The organism is Streptomyces sp. NPDC094034 (genome assembly GCF_040303865.1).
Lineage (GTDB): Bacteria > Actinomycetota > Actinomycetes > Streptomycetales > Streptomycetaceae > Streptomyces.
In genome coordinates this window covers 109,286-134,298 of record NZ_JBEOUD010000016.1, presented here as the reverse complement: position 1 = coordinate 134,298, position 25,013 = coordinate 109,286, and the positions used below count along the sequence as shown (strand labels likewise).

The following is a 25,013-nucleotide window of genomic DNA, read 5'->3' as shown; positions in this document are numbered from 1 at the left end:
CGCATCCCGCGGCGGCGGGAACGGCCGGTGCGGGAGCGGACAGCGGACAAGGAGCGGCTCCGTGGGCACAGTGGTCGATGACGCCACCGCTGCCGAGTTCCACGCGTTCTTCGAGCGGCACTACGCCGAACTGTCCCGGCTGGCCTATCTGTTGACGGGCGACGCCGATACGGCCGATGATCTGGCCTCGGACGCCCTGCTCGCGATGTGGCGCCGCTGGGACCGGGTACGGGCCGCCGATCACCCCGTCGCGTACGCCCGCGGGGTGGTCGCGAACCTGGCCCGCACCCGGATCCGGAGCGCGGTACGGGAGCGCCGCCGTGTCTCGCTGTTCTGGTCGCAGCGGGGCGAGCGCTTCGACGATCCGGACGTACCGGCCGTACTCGACGTCCAGGCCGCGTTACGGCGGCTGCCGTTCCGTAAACGCGCCTGCGTGGTGCTGAGGTATGCCCTGGATCTCTCCGAACGGGACACGGCGCTCGCCCTGGGCATCTCGGTGGGCACGGTGAAAAGCCAGTCGTCGAGGGGGATGGCCGAGCTGGGACGGCTGCTCGGACCGGGCGCCACAACCGAAGAGGTCCAGGCGACGGTGGCCTCGCAGCGTGCCGCCACGCCCACCCGGGCACGTGGTTCCGCGCGCGCCTCGACACGTGCTGAAGGCAGGGGCTGATGGAGGAGTTGCACAGGCGGCTGAAGGAGACGGCGCGGGCCCATCACCCGGACCGGGAGCGGATGCGCGCGCGCGTCGAGCGGGGCATGGCCGCGCCGGGAACGCGCCCCGCGCGATCGCCGGTCCATCGCCCGGCGTCCTGGTCGCGGGTCGTCGCGGCGGCGGTCGCGGCGACCGGCGTGCTCGCCGCCGGCGCGCTCGCCCTCGACGCAGTCGTGAACGACGGCGCCGATCGGGCGAGGACGGTGGCGACCACCCCGGGCCCGTCGAGCGGGACATCCGAGGGCCCGCCCGCAGGCTCCCGGGACGGCTATCTCCGGTCGGACGGCGTGCTCGACCCGAACAGCAACGCGTACTGGGCGCAGAGCAACATCACGATCGGGACGGACCGGCCACTGACCTCACTGACCCTCGAACTGCGCGTCGCGCAGACCGGAGGGGTACGGGACACCGGCTCCTGGTGGACGCTGCCCGAAGAGGACTTCACCGTCTCCGTACGCCCCGAGGCCGGCGCGCTGGTCTACCGGTGGACGCTCAAGGACGGCGTGACGGTCCCGGCGGGCGAGCATGTCTTCGCGGCGCAGTACAACCACGCGGAAGGCCAGCGGGACGCCGGGGACGACCGGTACACGGCGGTCGCGACCGGCTCGGGCCGGCCCGCCGAGGTCAGGGGAGGCTTCGGCGCGGCCCGGTAGCACGCCGGCCGGGAAGCCCCCTCACAGCGGGCGCAGCGTCCATGACCAGCGCTACGTCCCGGCGCCCAGCCGGTAGCGGGGCAGCGCGGAGAAGCGGGTAGTGAGCGTCGCGCCGCCCGACGACAGGCCCTGGCCGCGCCACCCCGGGGACGGCCGGTGTAAAAGTGGGGCAGGCAGGAAGTCGGCTCAGGCACCGAAGGCGGTTCAGGCGTGAGGCTCACCATTCTCGGCGGCGGCGGATTCCGGGTGCCGCTCGTGTACGGAGCACTGCTCGGCGACCACGCGGAGGGCCGCGTCACCCACGTCACCCTGCACGATCTGGACGCCGCGAGGCTCACGGCCGTCGCCCGCGTGCTGGCCGAGCAGGCCGCGTCCGTCCCCGACGCACCCACCGTCACGGCCACCACCGACCTCGACGAGGCGCTGCGCGGCGCCGACTTCGTGTTCTCCGCCATCCGCGTCGGCGGACTCGAAGGACGCGCGGCCGACGAACGCGTCGCCCTGGACCACGGCGTGCTCGGCCAGGAGACGGTCGGTGCGGGCGGCATCGCGTACGGACTGCGCACGGTCCCCGTCGCCGTCGACATCGCGCGACGCGTCGCCCGGCTCGCCCCCGACGCCTGGGTCATCAACTTCACCAACCCGGCCGGACTGGTCACCGAAGCCATGTCCCGGCATCTCGGCGACCGCGTGATCGGAATCTGCGACTCACCCGTGGGTCTGGGCCGTCGCGTCGCACGCGCCCTCGGCGCCGACCCGGACGAGGCGTCGATCGACTACGTCGGCCTCAACCACCTCGGCTGGCTGCGCGGGCTGCGCGTCGCCGGACGCGACGAACTGCCCCGGCTGCTCGCCGACACCGAAGCCCTCGGCTCCTTCGAGGAGGGCAAGCTCTTCGGGACCGAATGGCTCCAGTCCCTCGGCGCGATCCCCAACGAATACCTTCATTACTACTACTTCAACCGGGAGGCGGTACGCGCCTACCAGGAGGCCGAGCAGACCCGCGGCGCGTTCCTCCACGACCAACAGGCACGCTTCTACGACGAGATGGAGCGCCCCGGCACCCCCGCGCTCGCGACCTGGGACCGTACCCGCGCCGAACGCGAGGCCACGTATATGGCAGCGAACCGCGAGGCGGCGGGCGTCGGCGAGCGTGACGCCCCCGACCTGGAGTCCGGCGGCTACGAGAAGGTCGCGCTCGCGCTGATGCGCGCCATCGCCCGCGACGAACGCACCACGCTCATCCTCAACGTCCGCAACCGCACCACTCTGCGCGTGCTGGACGAGGAGGCCGTCATCGAAGTGCCCTGCTTCGTGGACGCCAACGGCGCCCATCCACTTGCCGTCTCCCCGCTGCCGCACCACGCCACCGGACTGGTGTGCGCCGTCAAGGCCGTCGAGCGCGAGGTCCTGGCCGCCGCGGAGAGCGGTTCGCGCGCCACCGCGGCCAAGGCGTTCGCCCTGCACCCGCTGGTGGACTCCGTCACCGTCGCCCGCCGTCTCGTGGACGGCTATACGCGGGCGCACCCGGGCCTCGCCTATCTGAACCGGAAGTAGCACCTCACAAGGAGCGCCGTATGACCATGCAACCGTGGTTCCCCGACGCCAAGTTCGGGATCTTCCTCCACTGGGGCATCTACGCAGTGGAGGGAGTCCAGGAATCCTGGTCGTTCTTCGAGGGCGACGTCCCGCACGACCAGTACATGGCCCAGCTCGACGGGTTCACGGCCGCGCGCTACGACCCCCGCGAGTGGGCGCGGCTGTTCGCCCGAGCGGGCGCCCGCTACGCGGTGCTGACCAGCCGTCACCACGACGGAGTCTCCCTGTGGGACACCGCGCTCGGCGATCTGGACGTGGTACGCCACACTCCCGCCGGCCGCGATCTGGTCGGTCCCTACGCGGAAGCCCTCCGTGAGCAGGGCCTGAAGGTGGGCCTCTACTACTCGCACAGCGACTGGAACCACCCCGACTACGCCTCCACGCGCCACGAGGACCGCCCCGCCGGGCAGGAGACCAATCCGTACGCCGAAGTCCCCGAGGAACAGGAGGATCTGACCGCCTGGGCACGCTATCTGGACTACCGCGACGGCCAGGTCAGGGAGCTCGCCACGCGCTATCGCCCCGATCTCCTCTGGTTCGACGGCGAATGGGAGCGCTCCGAGGAGCAGTGGCGGATACGCGAACTGGCCGCGCTGATCCGCTCCGAACTCCCCGCGTGCGTCCTGAACGCGCGCATGCTCAGCGAGGGTGACTACGCGACCCCCGAACAGGGCGTGCCGATCGAGGCCCCCGACGGCCCCTGGGAGCTGTGCCTGACCTTCAACGACTCCTGGGGCTATCGGCACCGGGATCATCGCTACAAGTCCACCGGCCAGCTGATCCGCTACTTCACCGAGACGATCGGCGCGGGCGGCAATCTGCTGCTCTCGGTCGGCCCGAAGGCGGACGGCACCCTGCCCGCCGAACAGGTCGAACGCCTCGAAGGCATGGGCGTCTGGATCGCCCGGCACCGCGACGCGGTGTACGGGACGGTCGCCGGTCTGCCCGCCGGGCATCACTACGGCCCGAGCACCCTGTCGGCCGACGGCCGCACCCTGTATCTGACGGTCTTCGACATTCCGCGCGGGCCCGTCGGCGTACGGGGGCTGCGCACACCGGTGCGCCGGGTGAGCGTGCTCGGTACCGGCACCGAACTGGGCCATACGGTCCTGGGCGGCCTCCACGAGGTGCCGGGCGTGCTCTGGATCGACCCGCCAGGGGCCGCCGACCTCGATGAGCACGCGACGGTCCTCGCCGTGGAACTGGACGGTGAACTCGACCTGTACCGCGGCGCCGGACGCTCCTGAGTCCGTACGGACCGGATGACCGACGGGGCGGCGCTCCACGTTTCGTAGGAGCGCGTGGAGCCGCGGCACAGCGGCGCCCGCAGGGCCCGGCGCTGATCGCTCAGCACCGGGCCCGGCCCGCTCGATGGTTCTCCTTGTCCAGCGGCGCTCACGCACAAGGTCACGCGGTGGTCATACGGGTCATACGGGTGATACGGAGGTCACGCCGGGTCGATACGGGAGACCTTGCCGGCGATGTCGAGCAGGTACAGCTCGCCGTCGCCGTCCTGCACGAACGAGATGACCTGGCCGCCGTTGACGCCGAGCTCGCTCTCGCCGGTGACCTTGCCGTTCTCCATCCGCAACGCGCGGACGGTTCCGTCGCAGTAGTCGCTGAACAGGTACTGACCCTTGAGATCCGGGATCGCGTCGCCGCGGTAGACATATCCACCGGTCACCGAGCAGCCCAGCCCGTTACGGTCGTACTCGTGGACCGGCGGTACGTGGTTCGCGGGCTCCGTGCCGCCCCGGAAGGGGTGGTTGCCCTCCATCGAGGCCCAGCCGTAGTTCTCGCCGCCCTCGCTGTTCGCGGATGCCCAGTCGATCTCCTCCCACTCGCTCTGGCCGACATCGCCGATCAGCAGGTCGCCCGTGCCCGCGTCGAAGGAGAATCGCCACGGGTTGCGCAGCCCGTACGCCCAGATCTCGTCCTTCGCGTTCGGGTCGTTCACGAACGGGTTGTCCGACGGGATCGCGTACGGCTGGCCGCCGCGCGGGTCGATCCGCAGCAGCTTGCCGAGCAGTGTGTCGAGGTTCTGCCCGTTGCCGTGCGGGTCGCCGCCCGAGCCTCCGTCGCCCAGCGCGATGTAGAGGTAGCCGTCCGGGCCGAACTTGATGTCGCCGCCGTTGTGGTTGGAGTACGGCTGCGTCTGAGTGAGGACGGTGCGCCGGGTGTTCGGCTGGATCTTGCCGTACCGCACCTTGAATTCGTCCACGGTGCTCGTGCCTTCGAGGTCCGTGAACGAGATGTAGAAGTGCGCGAACTTCTTGTCGAACGCGATGCCCAGCAGGCCGCGTTCGCCGTCGGTGGTCGTCTCGTCGGATATGTCCAGGACCGGCCTGCCGAGTCCCTGAGCGCCCAGGACCCTTACGGTACCCGCGCGTTCGGCTATCCAGACCGTGCCACCGGGTCCGGCCGCTCCGGCGATCGGATTCTGGGCCGTGGCCACCTGCTTGAGCGTGACCTCCGCCGCCTGACGTGGGGCGACGGGCTCGTCGGCGGACGCCGTGGCCAACGTGAGCGACGCGACGAGACAGATGGTGCCGATGATCGCCGAGCTTCTGGTGCGAACTTTCACCGTGATCCTCCTGGAGGCGGCGAGTGGGGAGATAACCCGGCTGCTTGGGGCAGAGTCGTGTGGGTGTCGCCCGCGCCAGCACGCAACCTGGGTGGGGGGGATTGTGTGTCGCTGGTCACGGATGAGGATATAGGGACAGGGGCGGTTGGCGTAGACCAATGCTCGATCCAGTTGCCTCCGTTCCTGTGGGCGCCTACCTTCCGTCTGCCCGTCATCAGGCCCGTCCCCACCGCGAAGGAGTGAGCGGGGACGGGCCCAGGGGCAGGCACGGGCCAAGGGGGGCAGGGACGAACCAGAGGGTCGGACGGGTCAGGACAGCAGGTTCAGGGCTCCGGGCAGCACCCGTGCCGTGACCGGCAGGGCGGCCTCGACCTCGCCGTCCGCGCCATAGGGAAGGTCCCGATCACACTCGATCCGCACCTCGTGCCCTCGCAGGGTCTCCACCTGACGCCGGTTCACATGTCCGCCGCTTCTGAGTTCGTTCATCACGGCGAAGAACAACAGGCGTGAGGCCTGATGGATGATGACAACATCGAGCAGGCCGTCGTTCACGGCCGCGGCGGGTGCGATGCGCCGGCCGAAGCCGTAGTAGCCGGAGTTGGCCACGACGACGGTGAATCCCCTGCGGTGATGGACGGTGCCGTCGACGGTGACGCGGTAACCGGCCGGGCGCCAGCTCATCACGGCACGCAGCCCTCCCACGTAGTAGGAGGCGGCGCCGCGCAGCAGACGGCTGTGGTTGGCATGGCGGTTGGCCAGCGCGTCGACGCCGGCGTAGACACTGCCGAGGACGGGCATACGGTCGTGAACGGCCGACTCGACCTCGATGACATCCGTCGCTCTCGGCTCGCCGCGCAGGAGCAGTTCGGCGAGCCGGGCCGGGTCGGCGGGCACGCCCACCGCGCGGGCGAAGTCGTTCCCACGGCCGGTGGGTACGATCCCGCCGACCGCGTCGGTTCCCGCGAGAGCGCCGACGACGCGCCCCGTCAGGCCGTCACCGCCGACGCCCAGCACGATCCGGCCCCGTCCGGCGGCTTCCAGGGCCAGTTCGCGCGCGTGGCCGAGACCGCGGCTGTATTCGACTTCCAGTTCGGCGCCGGCCTCGCGCAGCAGTACGGCGAGGGGGATGAGGGCCGCCGCCGATCCGGCGCCTCCCGCGCTCGGATTGACGACGGCGGTGAACTGTCGCATGACTACGCTCCGGTGGGCCGGGACCGCACGGGCGGCAGAAGGATGCCGGGATTGAGGATGCCGGACGGATCGAGTCTGTCCTTCACCGCGTGAAGGACCTCGACGCCCAGCGGGCCGATCTCCTGGGCGTACCAGTCACGGTGATCGGTGCCCACGCCGTGGTGATGGCTGATGGTGCCGCCCGACGCGAGGATCGCTTCGCCCGCCGTCCGTTTGGCGAGCGCCCAGTTGGCCACCGGATCGTCGCCCTGTGCGCAGAGCACGGTGAAGTACAGCGACGCTCCCGTCGGGTACACGTGCGAGACATGGCACATCACCACCGGGGGAGTGCCCGCGTCGGTCAGGGTGGTGGTGAGCGCGCTCCGCACGTTCTCGTACAGGGCGGGAATGTCGGACCAGAACGCGGCGGTTTCCAATGTCTCGGCGAACGCCCCGATGTCCAGCAGGGCGTCCCGCAGATACGGTGCGCGGAAGCGGCCCTCGACCCACTTCCTCCCGGGCGCCTCGCCCAGGAACTCACCGCCCCGGTCGCGCAGTTCGGCATGGGTGCGCGTCCGGTGCTGCGGCACCTCCGCCGCGCCGCCCTCGTAACCGACGACCGCCAGACAGCCCGTGCCGGCGCCGGAGGCGGCGCCGATGGAGCCGGGGTCCGCCAGGCCGACGGCGGTCTCGGTCTCGTCGGACAGCCGCAGCACGGTGGGCGTCAGCCCGTTCTGGGCGAGTGCCCGCAGCGCGTCCCGGCCTGCCGCGAACGAGCCGAAACGCCAGCCCTCGTAGGCGCGGGTCTCGGGAGCGGGGCGCACACGTACCGTCACCGACGTGATCACGCCGAACGCGCCCTCGGAGCCCAGCACGAGCTGCCGCAGGTCCGGCCCGGCGGCCGAGCGCGGAGCGCGCCCGATGTCCCAGGTCCCCTCGGGCGTGGCCACCCGCAGGGCCGTCACCATGTCATCGAAGCGGCCGTAGCCTGCCGACGCCTGGCCGCTGGAACGCGCGGCGGCGAAACCGCCGATCGTCGCCCACTCGTAGGACTGGGGGAAGTGGCCGAGCGTGAAGCCCTGTTCGGCGAGCAGCGCCTCGGCCTCGGGCCCGCGCAGCCCGGGTTGCAGCACCGCGGTACGCGAGACCGTGTCCAGGGCGGTCAGCCGGTTCATCGCGCGCAGGTCGAGGGCGATGAAACAGCCGGGGGTGCCGGGCGCGAGGCCACCGACCACGCTGGTGCCGCCCCCGAAGGGGACGACCGCGACCCGATGCGACGAGCAGGCCCGCAGGACGGCGAGCACGTCGTCGTGGTCGGCGGGCACGACCACCGCGTCGGGAGCGTCGTCGACCGCGCCGGCGCGGATGCGCAGCAGGTCGGTGGTGGACTTGCCGCGTGTGTGCCGGACCCGGCTCTCGGCGTCGGTGAGGACCTGTCCCTCTCCCACGATCCGGGTGAGGGCTGCCTCGGCGTCGGCGGTCAGCCGGTGGGCGCGCGGCTCGATGTCGGTCAGTCCCACCGGCCGCCCGTCGCCGGGCCGTACGCCGAGCAGTTCGCCCAGTACGTCGGTGATCGGGCCGGGCAGCGGCGCCGCTCCGCCCGGGTCGCCCCATCCGCTCCACAGCATGTGCGTCGGGTCCATCCGATTCCTCGCTCGTCCGGCCTGTCGGCCTCATCGGCTTTGTTCTCACGGTCGTTGGGCTCACGGTTCCCACGGTCCCCACGGCCGTCGGGCTCCCGCGCGCGACGCGGACCGTCCCTTGCTGTCGCCGCCCCCGTCGTTACACTGTGACATGTGACGCCTAAACGAAACACCCCGCGCGACGACAATCTTGTTCTCGACGCGGCGCGGGACTGTGTCCTCGCGGTCGGGGTGCGACGAACGACCCTGACCGACGTCGCCCGCAGGGCAGGGGTGTCGCGGATGACGCTCTACCGGCGCTGGCCCGATGTACGCGCACTCGTCGGCGACGTCATGACCCGTGAATGGGTGGCCGTCACCCTGGGAGCGGTTCCGCCGGACGACGGAACCCGGCGGGTACGGCCCCATCTGGTCGACACCCTCGTCGCCGGACTCCGGGCGCTGCGCGGCCACCCGTTGCTGCGCAAGATCCTCGACGTCGACCCCGAACTGCTGCTCCCCTACCTCTTCGACCGGCGCGGCGCGAGCCAGGACAGGGTGCTGGAGTTCATCGAGGAGGCGCTGCGGAGGGGGCACGCGGACGGCTCCATTCGCCCGGACCATCCGGTACGGCAGGCGCGTTGCCTGCTGCTGGTGCTCCAGTCGTTCGTGTTCTCGACGCGGACCATGACCGACGACACCGATCCCGAGCTCACCGAGGCCGCCTTCCACGACGAGCTCAGGCACCTTCTCGAAAGGACCCTGGCCCCATGAGCCCCGCAGCCCGCCCCGACTTCTCCCTCAACGCGGCACGCCGGACCGGGGAACTGGCCGAACTGGCCACAGGGAAGCAGGTCGACGTCCTGGTGGTGGGCCTGGGGGTCACCGGCGCGGGTACGGCACTGGACGCCGCCTCACGCGGTCTTTCGGTGGCGGCGATCGACGCGCACGATCTGGCCTTCGGCACTTCCCGGTGGAGCTCCAAGCTCGTCCACGGCGGACTGCGCTATCTGGCGTCGGGTCAGGTGGGCGTCGCCCACGAGAGCGCGGTGGAACGCGGGGTGCTGATGGAGCGCACCGCTCCCCATCTCGTACGCGCCCAGCCCTTCGTCATGCCGCTGACCGCGCTCACCTCACGTCGGAGCGCCGTCCTCGCGGAGGCCGGGCTGCGCGCGGGTGACCTCCTGCGCGCCGTGGCCGGCACGGCTCGCCGCACGCTGCCGGGACCACGACGGCTGTCCGCCGTGGAGACGCTGCGGGCGGCGCCCTGCCTGCGCGGGCACGGGCTGCGCGGCGGACTGTGCTCCTGGGACGGCCGGCTCGTCGACGACGCGCGGCTCGTGACCGCGATAGCGCGAACCGCCGCCGGCCATGGCGCCCGGGTACTGACCCGGACGCGCGCGCTGTCCGTCACCGGCACCGGAGCCCGGGTACGCGACGAGCTGACCGGGCAGGAAACCCGGATCCGGGCCCGGATGGTCATCAACGCCACCGGTGTCTGGGCCGGCGGGCTTGTCGAGGACATCCGGCTCCGCCCGTCCCGCGGCACCCATCTGGTGCTCCGCGCCGAGAGCCTGGCCGGTCTCCACACCGGCCTGCACATCCCCATCCCGGGCGAGACGAGCCGCTTCGTGCTGGTCCTCCCCCAGGACGACGGCAGGGTGTACGTGGGGTTGACCGACGAGCCGGTCGACGGCCCCGTGCCCGACGTGCCCGAGGCGCCGGAGTCCGACATCGGCTTTCTGCTCGACATCCTGGGGACCGTACTGGACACGCCGGTTCGCCGCCGTGACGTGGTGGGCGCCTTCGCGGGGCTGCGGCCTCTGCTGGACACCTCCCATGAGGCGGATACGGCCGGCCCCCGGACCTCCGACCTCTCGCGCGGGCATGCCGTGGTGACCTCCCGGGAAGGGGTGGTGACCGTCGTCGGCGGCAAGCTCACCACCTACCGTCGGATGGCCCAGGACGCCGTCGACGCCGCGCTGACCGCCCGTCACCTCGACGCCGCGCCGGGCCCTGGTACCGCGCGCCTTCCTCTGGTCGGCGCCGCGTCACGGGCGACTCTGGCGACTCTTTCCGCCCCACGCGGACTGATCGAACGCTACGGAACGGAGGCGACCGCGATCCATGCGCTGGGGGAGCGGAACCCGGACCTCCGCGCGCCCGTGGCCGACGGCCTGGACATCACGCGGGCCGAACTCGTGTGGGCGGTACGGCACGAGGGTGCGCTCGACGTGTCCGACCTTCTGGACCGCCGCACCCGCGTCGGTCTCGTACCGTCCGACCGCGCCGCCGCGCTGGACGCCGCATATGAGGCGCTGGCCACGACGGCACGTTCCGCCACGGGTGTCTGAGCGGCCCCGCGCTCCCGTGCCCCCGTGCTCCCGTGCTCCCGCGCCCCCGTGCCCTCGTGCCCCCCGCGATCCCGCGCTCCCGGTGTCCCGGACCCGTTCAGCTGTTCGGCGGCGTGGACGAGGCGGGGGCCGTCCCGGCCGGTGATGATGGCAAGGGCGCCGTTTCCCGGTCTCGCGGGACAGCCGCTCCGCGCGCTCCAGGAGCCCCGGAGGCTCGCAAGCACCGGAAGCCCGCCAAGTCCCCAGGAGCTCAAGGAGTCCCAGGAGCTCAAGGAGTCCCTGGAATAGGCCGCGTGGGACCCGGGTTGGCACGGTCACGGGGGGCACGGTCATCACTGGATTCGAGTCCGAGCGGGAGACAACACGATGGTGAATCTGCGGGAATCCGTGGGCCGTTACGGGATCTGGAGCGCGGAGCTCCGCTCCGAGGATCCCGCCCTGCGCGGGGAGATTCCCGAGGCCGCCGCCGAACTGGAGGAGCTCGGCTTCGGCGCCGTCTGGCTGGGCGGCAGCAGCGCGGTCGAGCACGCGGCGCCCCTGATCGAGGCGACCTCCCGGCTCACCGTCGCCACCGGCATCCTCAGCATCTGGCAGTACGGGGCCGCCGACGTGGTCGCCCGCTTCCTGACGCTGGAATCCCGGCATCCGGGGCGGTTCCTGCTCGGGCTCGGCGCCAGCCACGCCCAGCTCGCCGAGCAGTACCGGCGCCCCTACGCGTCGATGGTCGGCTATCTCGACGCGCTGGACGCGGCGGGGATGCCGGCCGGGCGGATCGTGCTGGCCGCACTCGGGCCGAAGATGCTCGAACTCTCCCGCGACCGCGCGGGCGGCGCGCACCCGTACCTCGTCACCCCCGAACACACCGAGCGGGCCCGTGAACTCCTCGGCCCCGACCGCCTGCTCGCACCTGAGCTGAAGGTCGTCCTCGACGCCGATCCGGCCACCGCCCGCGCGACCGCCCGCGGCTATCTCGCCCGGTATCTCGCCCTGCCCAACTACACCAACAGCTTCTTGCGGCTGGGGTTCACCGAGGACGACTTCGCCGACGGCGGCAGCGACCGGCTCATCGACGCCGTCTACGCCTGGGGCGACGAGGCCCGGATCCGGAGCGGTATCGACGCCTTCCACTCGGCCGGCGCCGACCATGTCGCGCTCCAGATCGTCACGGGCGACAGCGCTTCCGGGGCGCCGGGCGCCCTGCCGCGCGCCGAGTGGCGCCGACTCGCCGAGATCCTGGCCTGACGCCTGACGCCTGACGCCTGACGCCTGACGCCTGACGCCTGACGCCTGACGCCTGAGCCTGGTGTCCAACCCTCATGTAGAGGGTGAGGTGGATGCCGTCGGGCAGGCGGTCCGGGGTGAGCGCGAACACGGCAGTCCCTCTGATCACGTTGGCCGGTTGTCGCCATCCTCGGCGCCTGAGGTGTGAAGTCTCGCCCTTTGGATCAAGGTGAGAGGGACGGGCCGGACCGGTCTGCCGGGACAGCGACCGCACACCTGCGGATGGGAGGGAACACCCGTGTCTCGTATGGACGCTGTGCGAAGACTTCTGATTCCGGTGGCCGGTGTTCTCGCGATGGTCCTGGCGTCCGCGAGCGCGCAAGCGCGCCCGGCCCCCGCGGCAGCCGCCGACCCGGTCGCGCGCCCGCTGGACCGTACCGTCTGGCTGTGCCGGCCGGGGCTGGTGAACAACCCTTGCGGGCAGGACGCCGAGGGCATCCCCCAGTCGGGCGGCCCCGAGCTGGTCACCCGTTACCCGAGCGGTGGGACGCGGCTGCTGGACGCCACCCGGTTCGCCGCCGACGGAAGCGGGAAGCGCGAGCCGTTCACCGTCACCGAGAAGCCACCCGTCGACTGCTTCTACGCCTACCCGACGGTGGACCTGCTGCCCAACCCACCACTGCGCATCGGCGGCCTGCCCCCGGTGCCGCAGGACGTCCATCAGGCCGTGACGCTCATGCAGAGTGCGCGCTTCGCCGGACTGTGCCGGATGTTCGTTCCGGTCTACCGCCAGGTACCGCTGCCCGCTCTGCTCGCCGGGATCGTCATCGGCTCGGGCGCCGACCTGACCACGGCGACCATGGACATCCGGGACGCCTGGGACGACTACTGGACCCATGACAACCGTGACCCGGAGACCGGTGAGCGACGCGGGGTCGTCATCCTGGCGCACTCCCAGGGGACGGCCGTCGCCGCCGCACTGATGCGGGAACGCGTGGACGAACACCCCGGGGTACGGCGGCAGCTTGTCGCCGCCGCACTGATCGGTGGGAACATCGAGGTGCCGGAGGGCCGGGACGCGGGCGGTGGAGCCGACCCCGCGTCGACGTTCCAGCACATCCCCGCCTGCCGGCGCCCGGCCGGCGCCCCGATGCCCACCGGCTGCGTGGTCTCGTACGCGACCTACTCCCTGCCCAAGGGCTCGCTGCCCGCCGTGATCGGCAGAACGGCGAGCCCCGGCCACCGCGTGGTCTGCGTCAACCCGGCGGCGCTGCTGCGCGGCGAAGGCGGGGGCGCGCGCGTACCGCTCGATCTGTATCTGCCCACGCGGCGGCTGGTCGGTGGCAACGCACTCCTGCCGAACGGACCGCTGGCAGTGCCCCTGAACGGCTACCAACTCCCGAACCTGGCCACGGGCTTCGCCCACCACCCCGACGCCCTCACGGGGGAGTGCGCCCATGCCACCGACGGCGTGGTCAGCGCCGACTGGCTCCAGGTCGGCGGGGACCTCTCGTACTTCCCCGCCTCCGCGCCCGCCGGACTGACCGGTCTGCACGCCATGGACTTCAATGTGGCCCAGGGGGACCTGATCGCGCTGACCGAGGCGCAGACCCGTGCGTGGCTGGAGCGCCGCAATCCTTGACCGTACGGTCGCGCCGAGCGGCCGGGTGGCTACTCGACGACCAGCTCGACGGGGATGTTGCCGCGGGTGGCGTTGGAGTACGGGCAGACCTGGTGGGCCTGGTCGACGAGTTGCCGGCCCAGCGGGCCTTCGAGGTGCTCGGGCAGCTCGACCCGCAGGACGACGGAGAGCCCGAAGCCCGAGGCGACATCGCCGCCGATGCCGACCTCGGCCGTCACGGACACGTCCTTGGTGTCATGACCGCCGGCCCGGCCCACCGCGCCCAGGGCGCTGGCGAAGCAGGCGGCGTAGCCGGCGGCGAAGAGCTGCTCGGGGTTGGTGCCCTTGCCGCTGCCGCCCATCTCACGCGGCGGCGCCAGTTGGACGTCCAGGAGACCGTCGGAGCTGACGGCCCGGCCGTCGCGGCCGTTCGCGGTGGCGATGGCGGTGTAGTGCGTCGTGGTCATCGGATCTCCTCAAAAGTGGCGCGGCATGGCCGGGAGGGCGGCCGACGACGGGGGCGTCGGCCGACCTCCACGAGGTGAGTGTAGCGCAATTCAATTGCGCACAACTAAAGAGTACGATGGCTTTATGGAACGCACAGCGGACACGGCCCTGGAGGACGGGGCGGCACACCTCACCCCGCCGGTACGCGGGGCAGCCCGCTCGGAGGAGCTGCTCCGCCTGGACCGGCAGGTGTGTTTCGCGCTGCACGCGGCCTCCCGCGCGTTCGACGCGCTCTACCGGCCGCTTCTGGGCGAGCTGGGCCTGACCTATCCGCAGTACCTGGCGATGCTCGCCCTCTGGGAGCACGACTCGCTGACCGTCAAGGAGCTGGGCCTCGCGCTCCGGCTCGACTCCGGGACCCTCTCGCCCCTGCTCAAGCGACTGGAAGCGGCCGGACTCGTGGTGCGCGAGCGCAGCCGCAGTGACGAGCGCTCGGTCACCGTCCGGCTGACCACCTCGGGTGCGGCGCTCAAGCGGCGCGCCCGGGTGCTGCCCGAGACGGTCCTCGCCTCGACCGGTTTCGACGAGGGTGAACTCACCGCGCTGCACCAGTCGCTGGGCAGGCTCACCGCGGCTCTGGACAGCGCCAACGCGCGCCGTTCCTGAGCGCTGTCCGTACGGGCGACCAGCGCGTCCGGGCCTGTCGCCGAACGGCCGCTCCGTGAGATGTGCCGTACCGAGGTGTGCCACAGAGTGGAGGTGGGGGACGACGGGATCGGACCGAGAGGACGCAGGGACATGCTGGCAGTGGAGTACGCGGAGTACGGCGATCCGTCGGTTCTCGGGGTGGCCACCATGCCGGAACCGCACGCCGGTCCCGGACAGATCCGTATCGCGGTGTACGCCGCCGGGGTGAACCCTGTCGACTGGAAGGTGCGGTCCGGAGGGCTCAAGGATCTGATGCCGCGGAAGCTGCCCGCGATTCCCGGTGTGGAGGCGGCCGGTGTCGTCGACGAGGTCGGCGAGGGCGTCGACGCGGTCGCCGTGGGGGACGAGGTGTTCGGGCTCGGCACCGCGACCTCCGCGCAGTTCGCCGTCCTGGGGCACTTCGCTCCGAAGCCCGCCTCGCTCGACTGGTCCCAGGCGGCCGGGCTCGCGTTCGCCTCGGAGACCGCGGCGCGCGCCCTGAAGATCCTTGATCCGTCCCCTGGGCAGACGCTTCTGATCGATGGTGCCGCGGGCGGGGTGGGCAGCGCCGCCGCGCAGTTCGCGCTCGCCGACGGGGTCGCGGTGATCGGTACGGCCGGTGAGTCGAACCACGCGTATCTGCGCTCCCTCGGCGCCGAGGCCACCACCTACGGACCGGGACTGCCCGAGCGCGTGGCCGCCCTCGCCCCGAACGGGGTCGACGCCGCGCTCGACACCGTCGGCAAAGGATCCCTGTCGGATCTCGTCGCGATCACCGGTTCCCCCGACAGGGTGGTGACCGTCGCCGACCTCTCCGCCCCCGAGCACGGCGTGCGGATCACCACCAAGGCATCGGCGTTCGACGCCCTGGCCAAGGCGGCGCGCCTCGCCGGCGAGGGAAAGTTCGGCGTCCGTATCGCCGCGGAGTTCACGCTCGCCGACGCGGCGAAGGCCCACGAGATCAGCCAGGGAGGACATGCCATGGGCAAGGTCGTCCTGCGGCTGACCGGAGTCTGACCGGAGTCTGACCGGAGCGCGGCCGAAGCCCGCCCCGGAGGGACAGGCGGCTCGGTCGGTGGGGAGACGAGGGTGCGGTGCTCGGCGGGGTACGGGGCACTGGCATGATCGGTGGCATGGCTGAACGCGTTATCGCCGCGTGTGACGGGGCGTCGAAAGGAAATCCCGGGCCCGCCGGCTGGGCCTGGGTCATCGCCGAGGGTGACGGGACCTCCGTACGGTGGGAGGCGGGCCCGCTGGGCACGGCGACCAACAATGTCGCGGAACTCACCGCGCTGGAGCGCCTGTTGACGGCCGTCGACCCCAGCGTGCCGCTGGAGATCCGGATGGACTCCCAGTACGCCATGAAGGCGGTCACCACCTGGCTGCCCGGATGGAAGCGCAAGGGCTGGAAGACATCCGCGGGCAAGCCCGTCGCCAATCAGGACCTGGTCGTCAGCATCGACACGCTGCTCACCGGGCGCTCGGTGGAGTTCCGGTATGTGCCCGCGCACCAGGTGAACGGCGACCGGTTCAATGACTTCGCCGACCGGGCCGCCAGCCAGGCGGCGATCGCCCAGGAGGCCGCGGGCAGCGCGTACGACTCCCCGGAACCGCCGGCCGCGCCCGACACCGTACGTTCGGGCGGCGCGGCGAAGGCGGCCCCGTCGCGGCAGCGCGCCTCGGGGAGTTCGAAGAGGACGCTCAACGCCAAGTTCCCGGGTCGCTGCCGCTGTGGGCGCGCGTATGCCGCGGGCGAACCCATCGCCAAGAACCCGGACGGCTGGGGCCACCCGGCGTGCGCCACGGCGGCGGCGCCGGCCTAGTTTGGATCTTGCTGGGCTCGCCCGTCGCGAGGCCCCGGCCGTCAGCGGTCCGTCGCGCCGAACAGCGGCTCCGCCAGGGGATCCCCGCCCAGGAACGCCGCCAGTTGCGTGCGGTCCGGCGCGGTGGCCGGGCCGCGGCGCCCCACCGCGTACGCCGCCGCCGCGTTGGCTCCGCGTGCGGCCGTCAGCGGTTCGTGGCCCTGGCCGAGCAGGGCCAGGAACGCGCCGACATGCGCGTCCCCCGCCCCGTTGCTGTCGACCGCTTCGACCGGGAAACCCGGCACATGCCGCGGCGCCTGACCGGGCGCCGCGAGCCAGCAGCCGTCCTTGTCCGCCCGTACGAGCACCCCCGCACCCGGAGCCAGGAGCTCCCGCAGTGCCACCGCCGCCGCGCGCGGATCGTCGTGTCCGGTCATCAGCCGGGCCTCGCGTGCGTTGCCGCTGAGCCAGTCCGTACGGGCCAGGACCGGGGCGAGGACCGTCCCGGGGATGTCGGCCACCAGCGGCGCCGGGTCGAAACAGACCGTGATGTCCTTCGGCAGCCCCGCGGCGAAGCGTGCCAGCAGCGGCCCGTTGACCGGCATCACCAGTCCATAGCCGGAGAGCTGCACCACATCGCCGGGCCGCAGCCGCGCGGTGACCGCGTCGACGTCGGCTTGTGTCAGCTCCGCGTCGACCCCGAAGCTGGTGACGAAGGTACGTTCGCCGCCGCCGTCGACCAGGGCCACGGTGAAGCCGGTGTCGCCGTCCGTACGGGCCGGCAGCAGGACTCCGATGTGTTCGGCGGCGAGCGCCTCGCGTACGAGGTCGCCGTACGGCCCCGTGCCGTGCAGCCCGGCGAAGACCGCTTCCGTACCGAGGCGGCGGGCCGCGACGAGGGTGTTGAACCCGCCGCCCGCGGTCAGTTCCGTACGTGTGCCGATGACATCGCCGCCGCGTTCGGGCAGCGCGGGAACCTCGATCACCAGATCGGCGATGACGTTCCCGGCGAGGACGAGACGGCCGCTCATCGTGCGGTCTCCTGGAGGGCGGGGGAGACGGGCTCGTCGCCGGTACCGGCCGTGGCGCCGGTACGGCGGCCGAACAGCGCGTACACCGCGGCGCCGACGGCCATGGAGATCGCCCAGCCCAGCCCGTTCTCACCGAACCAGGTGTCGGCGAGCGGGCCCGCGAACCAGACGTCGGTCTCGCTCGTCGACGCCTTGGTGAAGAGCAGACCGGCCACGATGGCGACGGCCCAGCCGAGGACGGCGGGAAGATGGAAGCCGCCCGTGTACCAGTACCGGCTGGTGCGGGTGGTGTCCATCAGCGCCTCGGGGTCGTATGTACGGCCGCGCAGCGAGTCCACCGCGATCACCCCGATCCAGGCCGAGATGGGTACGGCCAGGAGCGTCAGGAAGGTGGAGAAGGGGCCGTAGAAGTCGTCCGCGATCAGCATGAGATAGATGCCACCGGCGAACATCAGCACCACATCGAGGGCGACGGCCACGGGGCGCGGCACCCGCAACCCCAGTGTGATCATCGTCAGCCCGGCCGAGTAGGTGGACAGATGGTTCGACATCAGCAGTCCGCCGAAGGCCGCGATCAGATAGGGGATCGCCATCCAGGAGGGCAGCATCGCGTTGATGGCGGCGACCGGGTCGGAGGCCGTGGCGAGCGTCGGATCTCCCGCGGAGAGCAGTGAGCCGAGCGAGATCAGCAGCACGAGCGGGATGCCCGCGCCGAACGCCGAGGCCACGATCAGCCGGCTGCCCGGAATCTCGCGGGGCAGATAACGGGCGTAGTCCGCGCCCGCGTTGGCCCAGCCGATACCGGTACCCGCCGCGATGAAACCGATGCCCGCGATGACACCGCTGGTCGGGCCCGCCGGGGAGTCGAGGACCCCGCTCCAGTCGACGGTCGCGACCAGGAAGCCCATCACGATCAGATTCAGGACGCCGAAGACGACCGTGGCCCACTTGTTGATCCACATGATGGTGGCGTGGCCGAGACCGCTGATGAGCAGTGTGCAGCTGATGAAGACCAGCAGACAGACGAGCGTGAGCACGGTGCCGCGGCCGACACCGAACGCGATACCGAGCAGCGCGAGCAGCGCGTACGCCGCGGTGGTCGTGGTGATCGTCTCCCAGCCGACCCGGCTCAGCCAGGTGACCAGGGTCGGACCCGCGTTGCCCCGCTGCCCGAAGACCGCGCGGGACAGGGTGAGTGCCGGTGCGCCGCCCTTCTTGCCCGCCAGGCTCAGGGCCCCCACCAGGGCGAAGGAGCCGAAGGAGCCGACGACGGCGACGAGCACCGCCTGCCAGATGTTCAGGCCGCGGAAGGCGACGAGCGTCGCGCCGAGCGGGAGCCCGAGGATGCTGATATTGGCGGCGAACCAGGTCCAGAACATCTGTCCGGCCTGGCCGTGCCGTTCGTTGTCGGGGACCGGTTCGATCCCTCGGGTCTCCATGGCACCGACGCGATCGTTCGTCTTCGAAACGGTCATGACGGAACCTCCTAGCGGGGTGCGAAGGGGCGGGTGGTGGAAGCTGCTGGTCGTAGCCGGTGCTCACGGCGAGCGGTGACGGCGCGGGAGCGGGCTCCGGGCCGGAGGAGATCCGGGAGTCCGGAGATCCGGGAGTCCGGATGTCCGGGGGCCGGATGTCCGCGCGGCGCACGGGTGTCTCGGGGCGGCTCAGCGCAGGGCGAGCAGCCGGGCGGTCAGGGGTTCCAGGGCGAGGGAGTTGACGGTACGGAGGGTCCGGACGGCCTCGGAGGGCAGCGCCGAGAGCCCGGCGACCGATCCGGCGATCGCGCCCGCGATTGCGCCGATCGTGTCGCTGTCGCCACCGAGGTTGGCGGCGAGCAGGGCGGCGCGCCAGGGTTCGCCGTCGGCCACGGCGAGCACCGCGAAGGCGGCGGGCACCGACTCCTGGCTGGCCACGCTGGTGCCGATGAGCGCGCAGATCCGGTCCAGCGCCTTGGCCTCCGGGAGGCCCCGCACCAGCTCCCGCGCCCACTCGATCCGGGACGCGATATCGGCCCCGGCGACCCAGTGCCCACGCCGCGCGCCGGCCCGGGCCGCGGCCACCGCGGCGGCGACGGCCTCCTCCAGTGTGCCGCCTCCGACACCCGTGCTGACGGCGGCGGCGACGGCCGCCGCGCCCGCGATTCCGACGGTTGTGTCATGGGTGACCTGGCAGGACTCCACGACATGGTCGAGGAAGGAGTCGAGCGGCTCGACGGCGAAGGCGATCCCGACCGGGGTGACGCGCATCGCGGCGCCGTTGGTCGTGCCGTACCTCCCCGCCTCGTACGTCGGTACGCCACGGGCCACCGCGTCCAGGGCGGCCTTGGTGGACGGGCCGAGGAGATCGAAGGAGCCCTTGGCCTTCATCTCCTTCTCCCAGTCCAGCAACTCATGGGCGAGACGCAGCGGATCAATGCTGCCGCGGCCCTCGTCGATCAGCCGGCCGACGATGACGGCCTGGTCGGTGTCGTCGGTGACGGAGCCGGCCGGCATGCCGGCGCTGACCGGGTTGTCGGGGAGAGCGGGTTCGAAGCCGGTGAGGGTGCCGTAGACCCGTACGACCTCCTCCCGGGACATCACCTGTGTGGGCATGCCGAGGGCGTCGCCGAGGGCGAGTCCGTAGTACGCGCCGAGGGCGCGGTCGAGTCGGTCGGTCACAGTCGGCCTCCTCGGCCCGAGCGCACACGCAGTTCGAATCTGGCGGGGTCGAGCAGGCTCGTGACCTGCTCGATGACCGAGCCGTCGGCGGCCCGGTAGAGCTGGGCGAGTCGCAGGAAGGACTCGCCGGGGGAGCGGTGCAGTACGGCGGCCTCCGCCGCGTCGAGCCCGATGACCGACACCTGGCCCTCGCCGGAGTCGGTGATACGGCCCGCGGCGATCAGCGCCCGGTTGAGGGAGCCGCCGTCGAGGCCGCGCTCCGGCAGCCCCACCAGGTCACCGGCGGCGGGCACCCTGCTGTGTTCGAGCGATACGCCCTGCCCGTCGGCGAGCCGTCTGACCCGGTCAAGCGCGATGAACGCACTTGACGCGAGCCCCAGTTCGGCGGCCAGCTCCGGATCGGTCACCTCCTCGAAGCGGAGGGTCTGGGTCGTCAGCTCGGTGCCCTGCTCGGCCAGCGCCCGGGTCCAGCCGAGCCGGTTGTCCAGCGGCGTCCCGTCGAAGGTGACGAAGGAGCCGATCCCCGCGTGGGTGGAGATCAGCCCTTCTTCACCGAGGACCTGGAGCGCCTGCCGCAGAGTGGTGCGGCTGACGCCGAACCGCTGGGTGAGCGCGTGCTCCCCGGGCAGCCTGCTGCCGTCGGTATGGACGCCGGAGCGGATCTCGTCGGCGAGAACGCGGGCGATGCGATGGTGCTTGTGTACCTGTCCAGGCATGTCTAGAAGGTAAACGGACAGGATCCTTCCGGTCCATAGCCCGCGGAGTTTTTCTTTCGCCGATGCGTGCCCCGCGCTCCTTCATCGCGTCGCCGGGGGCGATTCGGTGGGCGCGAAGTAAGGGTGAGTATTCGGCCGGGGCCAAATCATCCGGAAGTGATCTGTGTCACAGTCGCGGACCGGGCGGGCGCGTGTGCCGGAAATCGCCGCCCCTCGGGGGTGTGCGCGAGAGAGGGGGCTGCCCTGGCTCGGGATGACGGATGTCATGGCCGGGCGTGATGTATGTCAGGAAATGGATGCTCTCGTTCCTCATTTTACTGTGACCTGCGTCATATGACCCCGGGTTGGGTCGATGCTTACATCCGTCCGCACGGTGTGGTGATCGGCTCGACGAACACGGCCCGTGGGCTGTCCCAGCCGCTCTCCCCAACTCCCGTGCCGAACAGCGCCGATGCTCAGAAGCCCAGGTTCCCCCGCCGCCCAGGACCGAGAGGGAGAGCGCGTGACCGATCCAGCAGAGCGCGGTGACACGGCACCGCTCGCCGTACGTGAGGCAGCCTGGTATCTGCCGGAGCCGGTCGTACCGGTCGCCGGACTGGCGGCACGGGACGAGACCGAGCTCCGCACCCGCGGGGGCCTGGGGATCGACACCGTACGGGCGGACGACCGGCTGAGCGCGGTGGAGCTCTGCGAGCGCGCCGCGCGCCGTGTGCTCGACCGATCCGGGGTGGACGCCCGGGAGTTGGGAGCCCTGATCCTGGTCGAGTCGCGGGCACCGGAGACCCTGCTCAGCTCCGAGGCGACCCGGTTGCAGCATCTGCTCGGCGCCGATACGGCGACCACCCTCGCGGTGGGCGGGCTCGGCTGTGTCTCGATCAGTGCCGCGCTGATCACCGCCCGCGGGCTGCTGGCCGGGGACCCCTCCATGGACAACGTCCTGGTCGTACACGGCAGCAAGCCGGCCGCGGCGGTGCGCTACCGCCACCCCGTGACGGTCAACGGCGACGGCGGACAGGCGCTGCTGCTCTCCCGCCGCGGCCTGGTCCGGATCCTCGACATCGCACAGCGGACCAACGGCCGGTACTGGGACCTCTTCCAGGTGAAGTACCGCGACCGGCCCACCGCGCAGTGGCATGAGGAATGCGGCGACCCGGCCACCTACTCCTTCCGGCTCGCCATGGAGACACGTGGCGCGCTCTCGGCGATGCTGCGCGAGGTCCTGGAACGCAACGGTCTGAGCCAGACGGACATCCGCGGCTTCCTCAGCCACAACCTGTCCGAGGGCAGCTTCACCTTCACCGAGGAATCCCTCGGCATCGACATCCTGCCCGTCTGCCGGGACAACCTCCGGCGCTACGGACACCTCGGCTCGAACGATGTCTTCCTGAACCTCTACACGGCCCTGGAGCGCAAGGAACTCGCCACTGGGGACCGCGTCGTACTGATCAATGCCAGTCCGGTAGCCGCCTGGAGTCTGCTGCTGGTCGAGACAGGACCACAGGAAGGTGTGGCGTGAACGGCATCACCGGCATCACCGAAGAGGTCACGGAGTTCCTGACCGCGGCCCTCCGCCGGCCGATCGGCCCGGACGACGACTACTTCGCCATGGGCCTCGCGAACTCACTCTTCGCGCTGGAACTGGTGACCTTCGTCGAGGAGCGCTTCTCGTTCACCGTGGAAGTGGAGGACCTCGACCTGGACAGCTTCCGCACGGCCAACCGCATCACGGATTTCGTGCTCCGCAAGACCGGGGCCGACCGGCTGACGGAAACCGATGACCAGGGTGCCTGACACCACGCCGCCCGGAGCGGGGCCGCCGGACGACACCCCGACCCACCACACCCTGATGCACGACCCCCCGGCGCTCGCCGGCAGTCCGGGCGACGGCGAACCGGCCGCGCCGGAACGGTCCTTGATACGCGCGGCGGCCGAACTCGCCGCCGGGGCACGCGGTCCGGCGGCCGACTGGGACCGGAGCGGCGGACTGCCCGACTCGGTACGGAAGGACATGGCCGCCGCGGGTCTGCTCGGCGCCGATCTGCCCCGGCGATACGGCGGAGCGGGCCTCGGCCCCGCGGCGCTCGGCGAGGCCGCCGCGCATCTGGGCGGCGCGTGCAGCGCGTTGCGCGGGCTGCTGACCGTGCAGGGGATGGTCGCGGCGGCGCTGGCGCGCTGGGGCACCCGCGAACAGCGCGCCGACTGGCTCCCGAGACTGGCGAGCGGAGAGCTGACCGCGGGCTTCGCGGCCACCGAGCAGGCAGCGGGCAGCGCGCTCGGGGCCGTCGAGACCCGTGTCGACGACCCCGGCGGCGGCGGGGACATCGAGGTGAGCGGCCACAAGAAATGGATCACCTTCGGGGCCGTCGCCGATGTCTTCCTGGTGCTGGGCAAGAGCCGGGGCAAACCTGCCACCGTCCTCGTCGAGGCGGACCGTACGGGCGTGAGCCGGGAGCCGGTGACCGGCCAGCTGGGCATGCGCGCCGCGCGGATCGCCCATGTCACCTTCGACGCCGTGCGGGTTCCCAGGGACCATCTCGTCGCCCCGCCGGGGCTCGGGCTGTCCCATGTCGCGGCCACCGCCCTCGACCACGGACGCTTCACGGTCGCCTGGGGCTGCGTGGGCATGGCCGAGGCGTGTGTCGCCGACGCCGCCACGCACGCCGCCACCCGCACCCAGGGCGGGGTGCCGCTCGCCGATCACCAACTGGTCCGCTCCCTGCTGGCCCGCTGCGCGGTGGACACCGCCGGCGCGCGTGAACTGGCCCGCCGGGCGGCGCAGTTCCGGGCGCCGGGGCCCGGCCGGGGCGTCACGGAGACCATCGTCGCCAAGTACGCGGCCGCCGCTGCCGCCGCCTCGGTCAGCCGCGACACCGTACAGATCCTCGGCTCGGCCGGTTGTGAACCCGACAGCAGACCGGGACGCCACTTCCGGGACGCCAAGGTCATGGAGATCATCGAAGGAGCGCAGCACGTGTCCGAACTCCACATAGCCGATCGCCTTCTGCGTCAGTTCGGCGCTCCGCCCGCCTCCGGCACGCGAGGCCCCGGGGAGTCGGCATGACACCGGACCAGGACTCCCGTACGCGCGCCCCGGGGACCGCCCCTGTCGTCAAGTGCCTGGTGTGGGACCTGGACGACACTCTGTGGGACGGGGTCGTACTGGAGAACGACGATCCCGAGCCCTTCCCCGAGGCCCTGGAAACCCTCAGCGCCCTGGACAAGCGGGGCATCCTGCACGCCGCCGCCAGCCGCAGCGAACACAGCGCCGTCACCCGTCATCTGACGGACCGCGGCCTGGACGACTGGTTCTGCGCGGTCCAGGTCGGCTGGGGCGCCAAGTCCGCCGCGCTGCGGCGCATCGCCGAAACCCTCAACATCGGCCTGGACACTCTCGCGTTCGTCGACAACGACCCCGCGGAACGGGCCGAGGTCGCGGCGGCACTGCCCATGGTCCGGTGCTACCCGGCCGACGAGGTCGGCCGGCTCCCGGACCGCCCCGAATTCCAGCCGGAGCAGGTGACCGAGGAGGCGTCCCGGCGACGCGCGCTCTATCGCACCGAGTGGCGGCGCCGGGAGGCGGAAGAGGAGTTCGGCGAGGACCGGCAGGCCTTCCTCGCCTCACTCGATCTGGTGATGCGGCTGCGCCCGGCCACCGAGGACGATCTCGCGCGGGCCAGCGAACTGACCGTCAGGACCCATCAGCTCAACAGCACCGGTCTGACCTACGACGCGGACGAACTGCGGGCACTGAGCGCGTCACCGGACCATCAGGTGCGGGTGGCACGGCTCAGCGACCGGTTCGGTGACTACGGGATCATCGGCCTCGCCGTCACCGAACTCACCCCCTCGGACTCGGTCCTGCGGCTGATGCTGATGTCCTGCCGGGTCGCGTCACGGGGTGTGGGCGGTGTTCTCCTCAACCATCTGGTCCGGGAGGCACTGGCGGAGGGCCGTCGGCCCGTCGCGCACTTCGTACCCACCGACGTCAACCGGAACATGCTGGTCACTCTCCGCTTCGCGGGGTATCGGCCGGTCGCCACCGAGGACGGCCAGATGGTGCTCGCGGTCGATCAGGACGGTCCGGCTCCGGAGCACCAGGGCCACACCCGTGTGATCACCGGCGCGGAGTGAGAGGGG

General features: G+C 71.6%; 23 protein-coding genes. 15 read left to right on the top strand and 8 right to left on the bottom strand.

The features are described 5' to 3' along the window. Positions 1 to 61: 61 nt before the first annotated feature. From ABTZ59_RS16980 to ABTZ59_RS16965, 4 genes are all read left to right on the top strand, one after another. Positions 62 to 670 carry a SigE family RNA polymerase sigma factor gene (locus tag ABTZ59_RS16980; RefSeq protein WP_351397376.1) on the top strand — a complete coding sequence of 203 codons (609 nt, stop codon included), beginning with the start codon at positions 62 to 64 and terminating at the stop codon, positions 668 to 670. After that, positions 670 to 1,365 (top strand): hypothetical protein, encoded by a 696-nt coding sequence (locus tag ABTZ59_RS16975; protein ID WP_351397373.1) that lies wholly within the window; start codon positions 670 to 672, stop codon positions 1,363 to 1,365. Before ABTZ59_RS16980 ends, ABTZ59_RS16975 begins: the two co-directional genes overlap by 1 nt. A 210-nt stretch (positions 1,366 to 1,575) precedes the next feature. Continuing rightward, positions 1,576 to 2,922 carry a 6-phospho-beta-glucosidase gene (locus ABTZ59_RS16970; protein ID WP_351397370.1) on the top strand — a complete coding sequence of 449 codons (1,347 nt, stop codon included), beginning with the start codon at positions 1,576 to 1,578 and terminating at the stop codon, positions 2,920 to 2,922. 20 nt (positions 2,923 to 2,942) lie between these two features. Continuing rightward, positions 2,943 to 4,211, top strand: coding sequence for an alpha-L-fucosidase (locus tag ABTZ59_RS16965; protein ID WP_351397367.1), 1,269 nt, complete (start codon positions 2,943 to 2,945; stop codon positions 4,209 to 4,211). A gap of 200 nt (positions 4,212 to 4,411) precedes the next feature. Here ABTZ59_RS16965 and ABTZ59_RS16960 read toward each other — a convergent pair whose 3' ends face one another. From ABTZ59_RS16960 to ABTZ59_RS16950, 3 genes are all read right to left on the bottom strand, one after another. Then, positions 4,412 to 5,548, bottom strand: coding sequence for a PQQ-dependent sugar dehydrogenase (locus ABTZ59_RS16960; protein ID WP_351397364.1), 1,137 nt, complete (start codon positions 5,546 to 5,548; stop codon positions 4,412 to 4,414). Between the two features lie 309 nt (positions 5,549 to 5,857). Then, positions 5,858 to 6,739, bottom strand: coding sequence for a diacylglycerol/lipid kinase family protein (locus tag ABTZ59_RS16955; RefSeq protein ID WP_351397361.1), 882 nt, complete (start codon positions 6,737 to 6,739; stop codon positions 5,858 to 5,860). 2 nt (positions 6,740 to 6,741) lie between these two features. After that, complete coding sequence (locus ABTZ59_RS16950; protein ID WP_351397357.1) at positions 6,742 to 8,361, bottom strand: FAD-binding oxidoreductase; 1,620 nt, start codon at positions 8,359 to 8,361, stop codon at positions 6,742 to 6,744. A 153-nt stretch (positions 8,362 to 8,514) separates the two neighbouring features. Here ABTZ59_RS16950 and ABTZ59_RS16945 point away from each other — a divergent pair, with 153 nt between their 5' ends. The 4 genes from ABTZ59_RS16945 (at position 8,515) to ABTZ59_RS16930 (ending at position 13,557) form a co-directional block, all read left to right on the top strand. Further along, a complete protein-coding gene (locus tag ABTZ59_RS16945) occupies positions 8,515 to 9,114 on the top strand; it encodes a TetR/AcrR family transcriptional regulator (protein ID WP_351397354.1) in 600 nt (199 codons plus the stop codon). Then, entirely contained in the window at positions 9,111 to 10,694 is a 1,584-nt protein-coding gene (locus ABTZ59_RS16940; protein ID WP_351397351.1) for a glycerol-3-phosphate dehydrogenase/oxidase, read from the top strand. The genes ABTZ59_RS16945 and ABTZ59_RS16940 overlap by 4 nt, the downstream gene beginning before the upstream one ends. Positions 10,695 to 11,060: 366 nt before the next feature. Beyond that, positions 11,061 to 11,936 carry an LLM class F420-dependent oxidoreductase gene (locus ABTZ59_RS16935; RefSeq protein ID WP_351397348.1) on the top strand — a complete coding sequence of 292 codons (876 nt, stop codon included), beginning with the start codon at positions 11,061 to 11,063 and terminating at the stop codon, positions 11,934 to 11,936. A gap of 295 nt (positions 11,937 to 12,231) precedes the next feature. After that, on the top strand, positions 12,232 to 13,557 hold the full coding sequence (locus tag ABTZ59_RS16930; RefSeq protein ID WP_351397345.1) for a DUF3089 domain-containing protein: 1,326 nt from the start codon (positions 12,232 to 12,234) through the stop codon (positions 13,555 to 13,557). A gap of 29 nt (positions 13,558 to 13,586) precedes the next feature. On the opposite strand, the gene ABTZ59_RS16925 is transcribed toward ABTZ59_RS16930, so the two are convergent. Next, positions 13,587 to 14,003, bottom strand: coding sequence for an organic hydroperoxide resistance protein (locus ABTZ59_RS16925; protein WP_351397342.1), 417 nt, complete (start codon positions 14,001 to 14,003; stop codon positions 13,587 to 13,589). Positions 14,004 to 14,127: 124 nt separating this feature from the next. Here ABTZ59_RS16925 and ABTZ59_RS16920 point away from each other — a divergent pair, with 124 nt between their 5' ends. The 3 genes from ABTZ59_RS16920 to ABTZ59_RS16910 all read left to right on the top strand — a co-directional run bounded on the left by ABTZ59_RS16920 (position 14,128) and on the right by ABTZ59_RS16910 (position 16,493). Beyond that, complete coding sequence (locus ABTZ59_RS16920; RefSeq protein WP_351397339.1) at positions 14,128 to 14,649, top strand: MarR family winged helix-turn-helix transcriptional regulator; 522 nt, start codon at positions 14,128 to 14,130, stop codon at positions 14,647 to 14,649. A 132-nt stretch (positions 14,650 to 14,781) separates the two neighbouring features. Next, positions 14,782 to 15,687: an NADP-dependent oxidoreductase gene (locus ABTZ59_RS16915; protein ID WP_351397336.1), complete on the top strand. Its 906-nt coding sequence runs from the start codon at positions 14,782 to 14,784 to the stop codon at positions 15,685 to 15,687. A 104-nt stretch (positions 15,688 to 15,791) separates the two neighbouring features. Then, positions 15,792 to 16,493, top strand: a complete 702-nt coding sequence (locus tag ABTZ59_RS16910) for a ribonuclease H family protein (RefSeq protein WP_351397333.1) — start codon at positions 15,792 to 15,794, stop codon at positions 16,491 to 16,493. Positions 16,494 to 16,534: 41 nt separating this feature from the next. Here the strand turns inward: ABTZ59_RS16910 and ABTZ59_RS16905 are convergent, their stop codons facing one another. The 4 genes from ABTZ59_RS16905 to ABTZ59_RS16890 all read right to left on the bottom strand — a co-directional run bounded on the left by ABTZ59_RS16905 (position 16,535) and on the right by ABTZ59_RS16890 (position 20,876). Continuing rightward, positions 16,535 to 17,503 (bottom strand): PfkB family carbohydrate kinase, encoded by a 969-nt coding sequence (locus ABTZ59_RS16905; RefSeq protein WP_351397330.1) that lies wholly within the window; start codon positions 17,501 to 17,503, stop codon positions 16,535 to 16,537. Beyond that, the gene (locus ABTZ59_RS16900; protein WP_351397327.1) at positions 17,500 to 18,978 is read right to left on the bottom strand and encodes a purine-cytosine permease family protein; all 1,479 of its coding nucleotides are present in this window, start codon (positions 18,976 to 18,978) and stop codon (positions 17,500 to 17,502) included. Before ABTZ59_RS16900 ends, ABTZ59_RS16905 begins: the two co-directional genes overlap by 4 nt. A gap of 189 nt (positions 18,979 to 19,167) precedes the next feature. Next, the gene (locus ABTZ59_RS16895) at positions 19,168 to 20,160 is read right to left on the bottom strand and encodes an ADP-ribosylglycohydrolase family protein (RefSeq protein ID WP_351397323.1); all 993 of its coding nucleotides are present in this window, start codon (positions 20,158 to 20,160) and stop codon (positions 19,168 to 19,170) included. Continuing rightward, positions 20,157 to 20,876 (bottom strand): GntR family transcriptional regulator, encoded by a 720-nt coding sequence (locus ABTZ59_RS16890; RefSeq protein WP_351397320.1) that lies wholly within the window; start codon positions 20,874 to 20,876, stop codon positions 20,157 to 20,159. Before ABTZ59_RS16890 ends, ABTZ59_RS16895 begins: the two co-directional genes overlap by 4 nt. A gap of 502 nt (positions 20,877 to 21,378) precedes the next feature. On the opposite strand from ABTZ59_RS16890, the gene ABTZ59_RS16885 reads away from it, so the two are divergent. The 4 genes from ABTZ59_RS16885 to ABTZ59_RS16870 are packed head-to-tail and all read left to right on the top strand — an operon-like array spanning position 21,379 to position 25,007. Then, positions 21,379 to 22,392, top strand: coding sequence for a 3-oxoacyl-ACP synthase III family protein (locus tag ABTZ59_RS16885; RefSeq protein WP_351397317.1), 1,014 nt, complete (start codon positions 21,379 to 21,381; stop codon positions 22,390 to 22,392). Further along, a complete protein-coding gene (locus ABTZ59_RS16880; protein ID WP_351397314.1) occupies positions 22,389 to 22,667 on the top strand; it encodes an acyl carrier protein in 279 nt (92 codons plus the stop codon). The genes ABTZ59_RS16885 and ABTZ59_RS16880 overlap by 4 nt, the downstream gene beginning before the upstream one ends. Continuing rightward, positions 22,651 to 23,937, top strand: coding sequence for an acyl-CoA dehydrogenase family protein (locus ABTZ59_RS16875; protein ID WP_351397311.1), 1,287 nt, complete (start codon positions 22,651 to 22,653; stop codon positions 23,935 to 23,937). Before ABTZ59_RS16880 ends, ABTZ59_RS16875 begins: the two co-directional genes overlap by 17 nt. Then, a complete protein-coding gene (locus ABTZ59_RS16870; protein ID WP_351397308.1) occupies positions 23,934 to 25,007 on the top strand; it encodes an HAD-IIIC family phosphatase in 1,074 nt (357 codons plus the stop codon). Before ABTZ59_RS16875 ends, ABTZ59_RS16870 begins: the two co-directional genes overlap by 4 nt. Positions 25,008 to 25,013 lie beyond the last annotated feature (6 nt).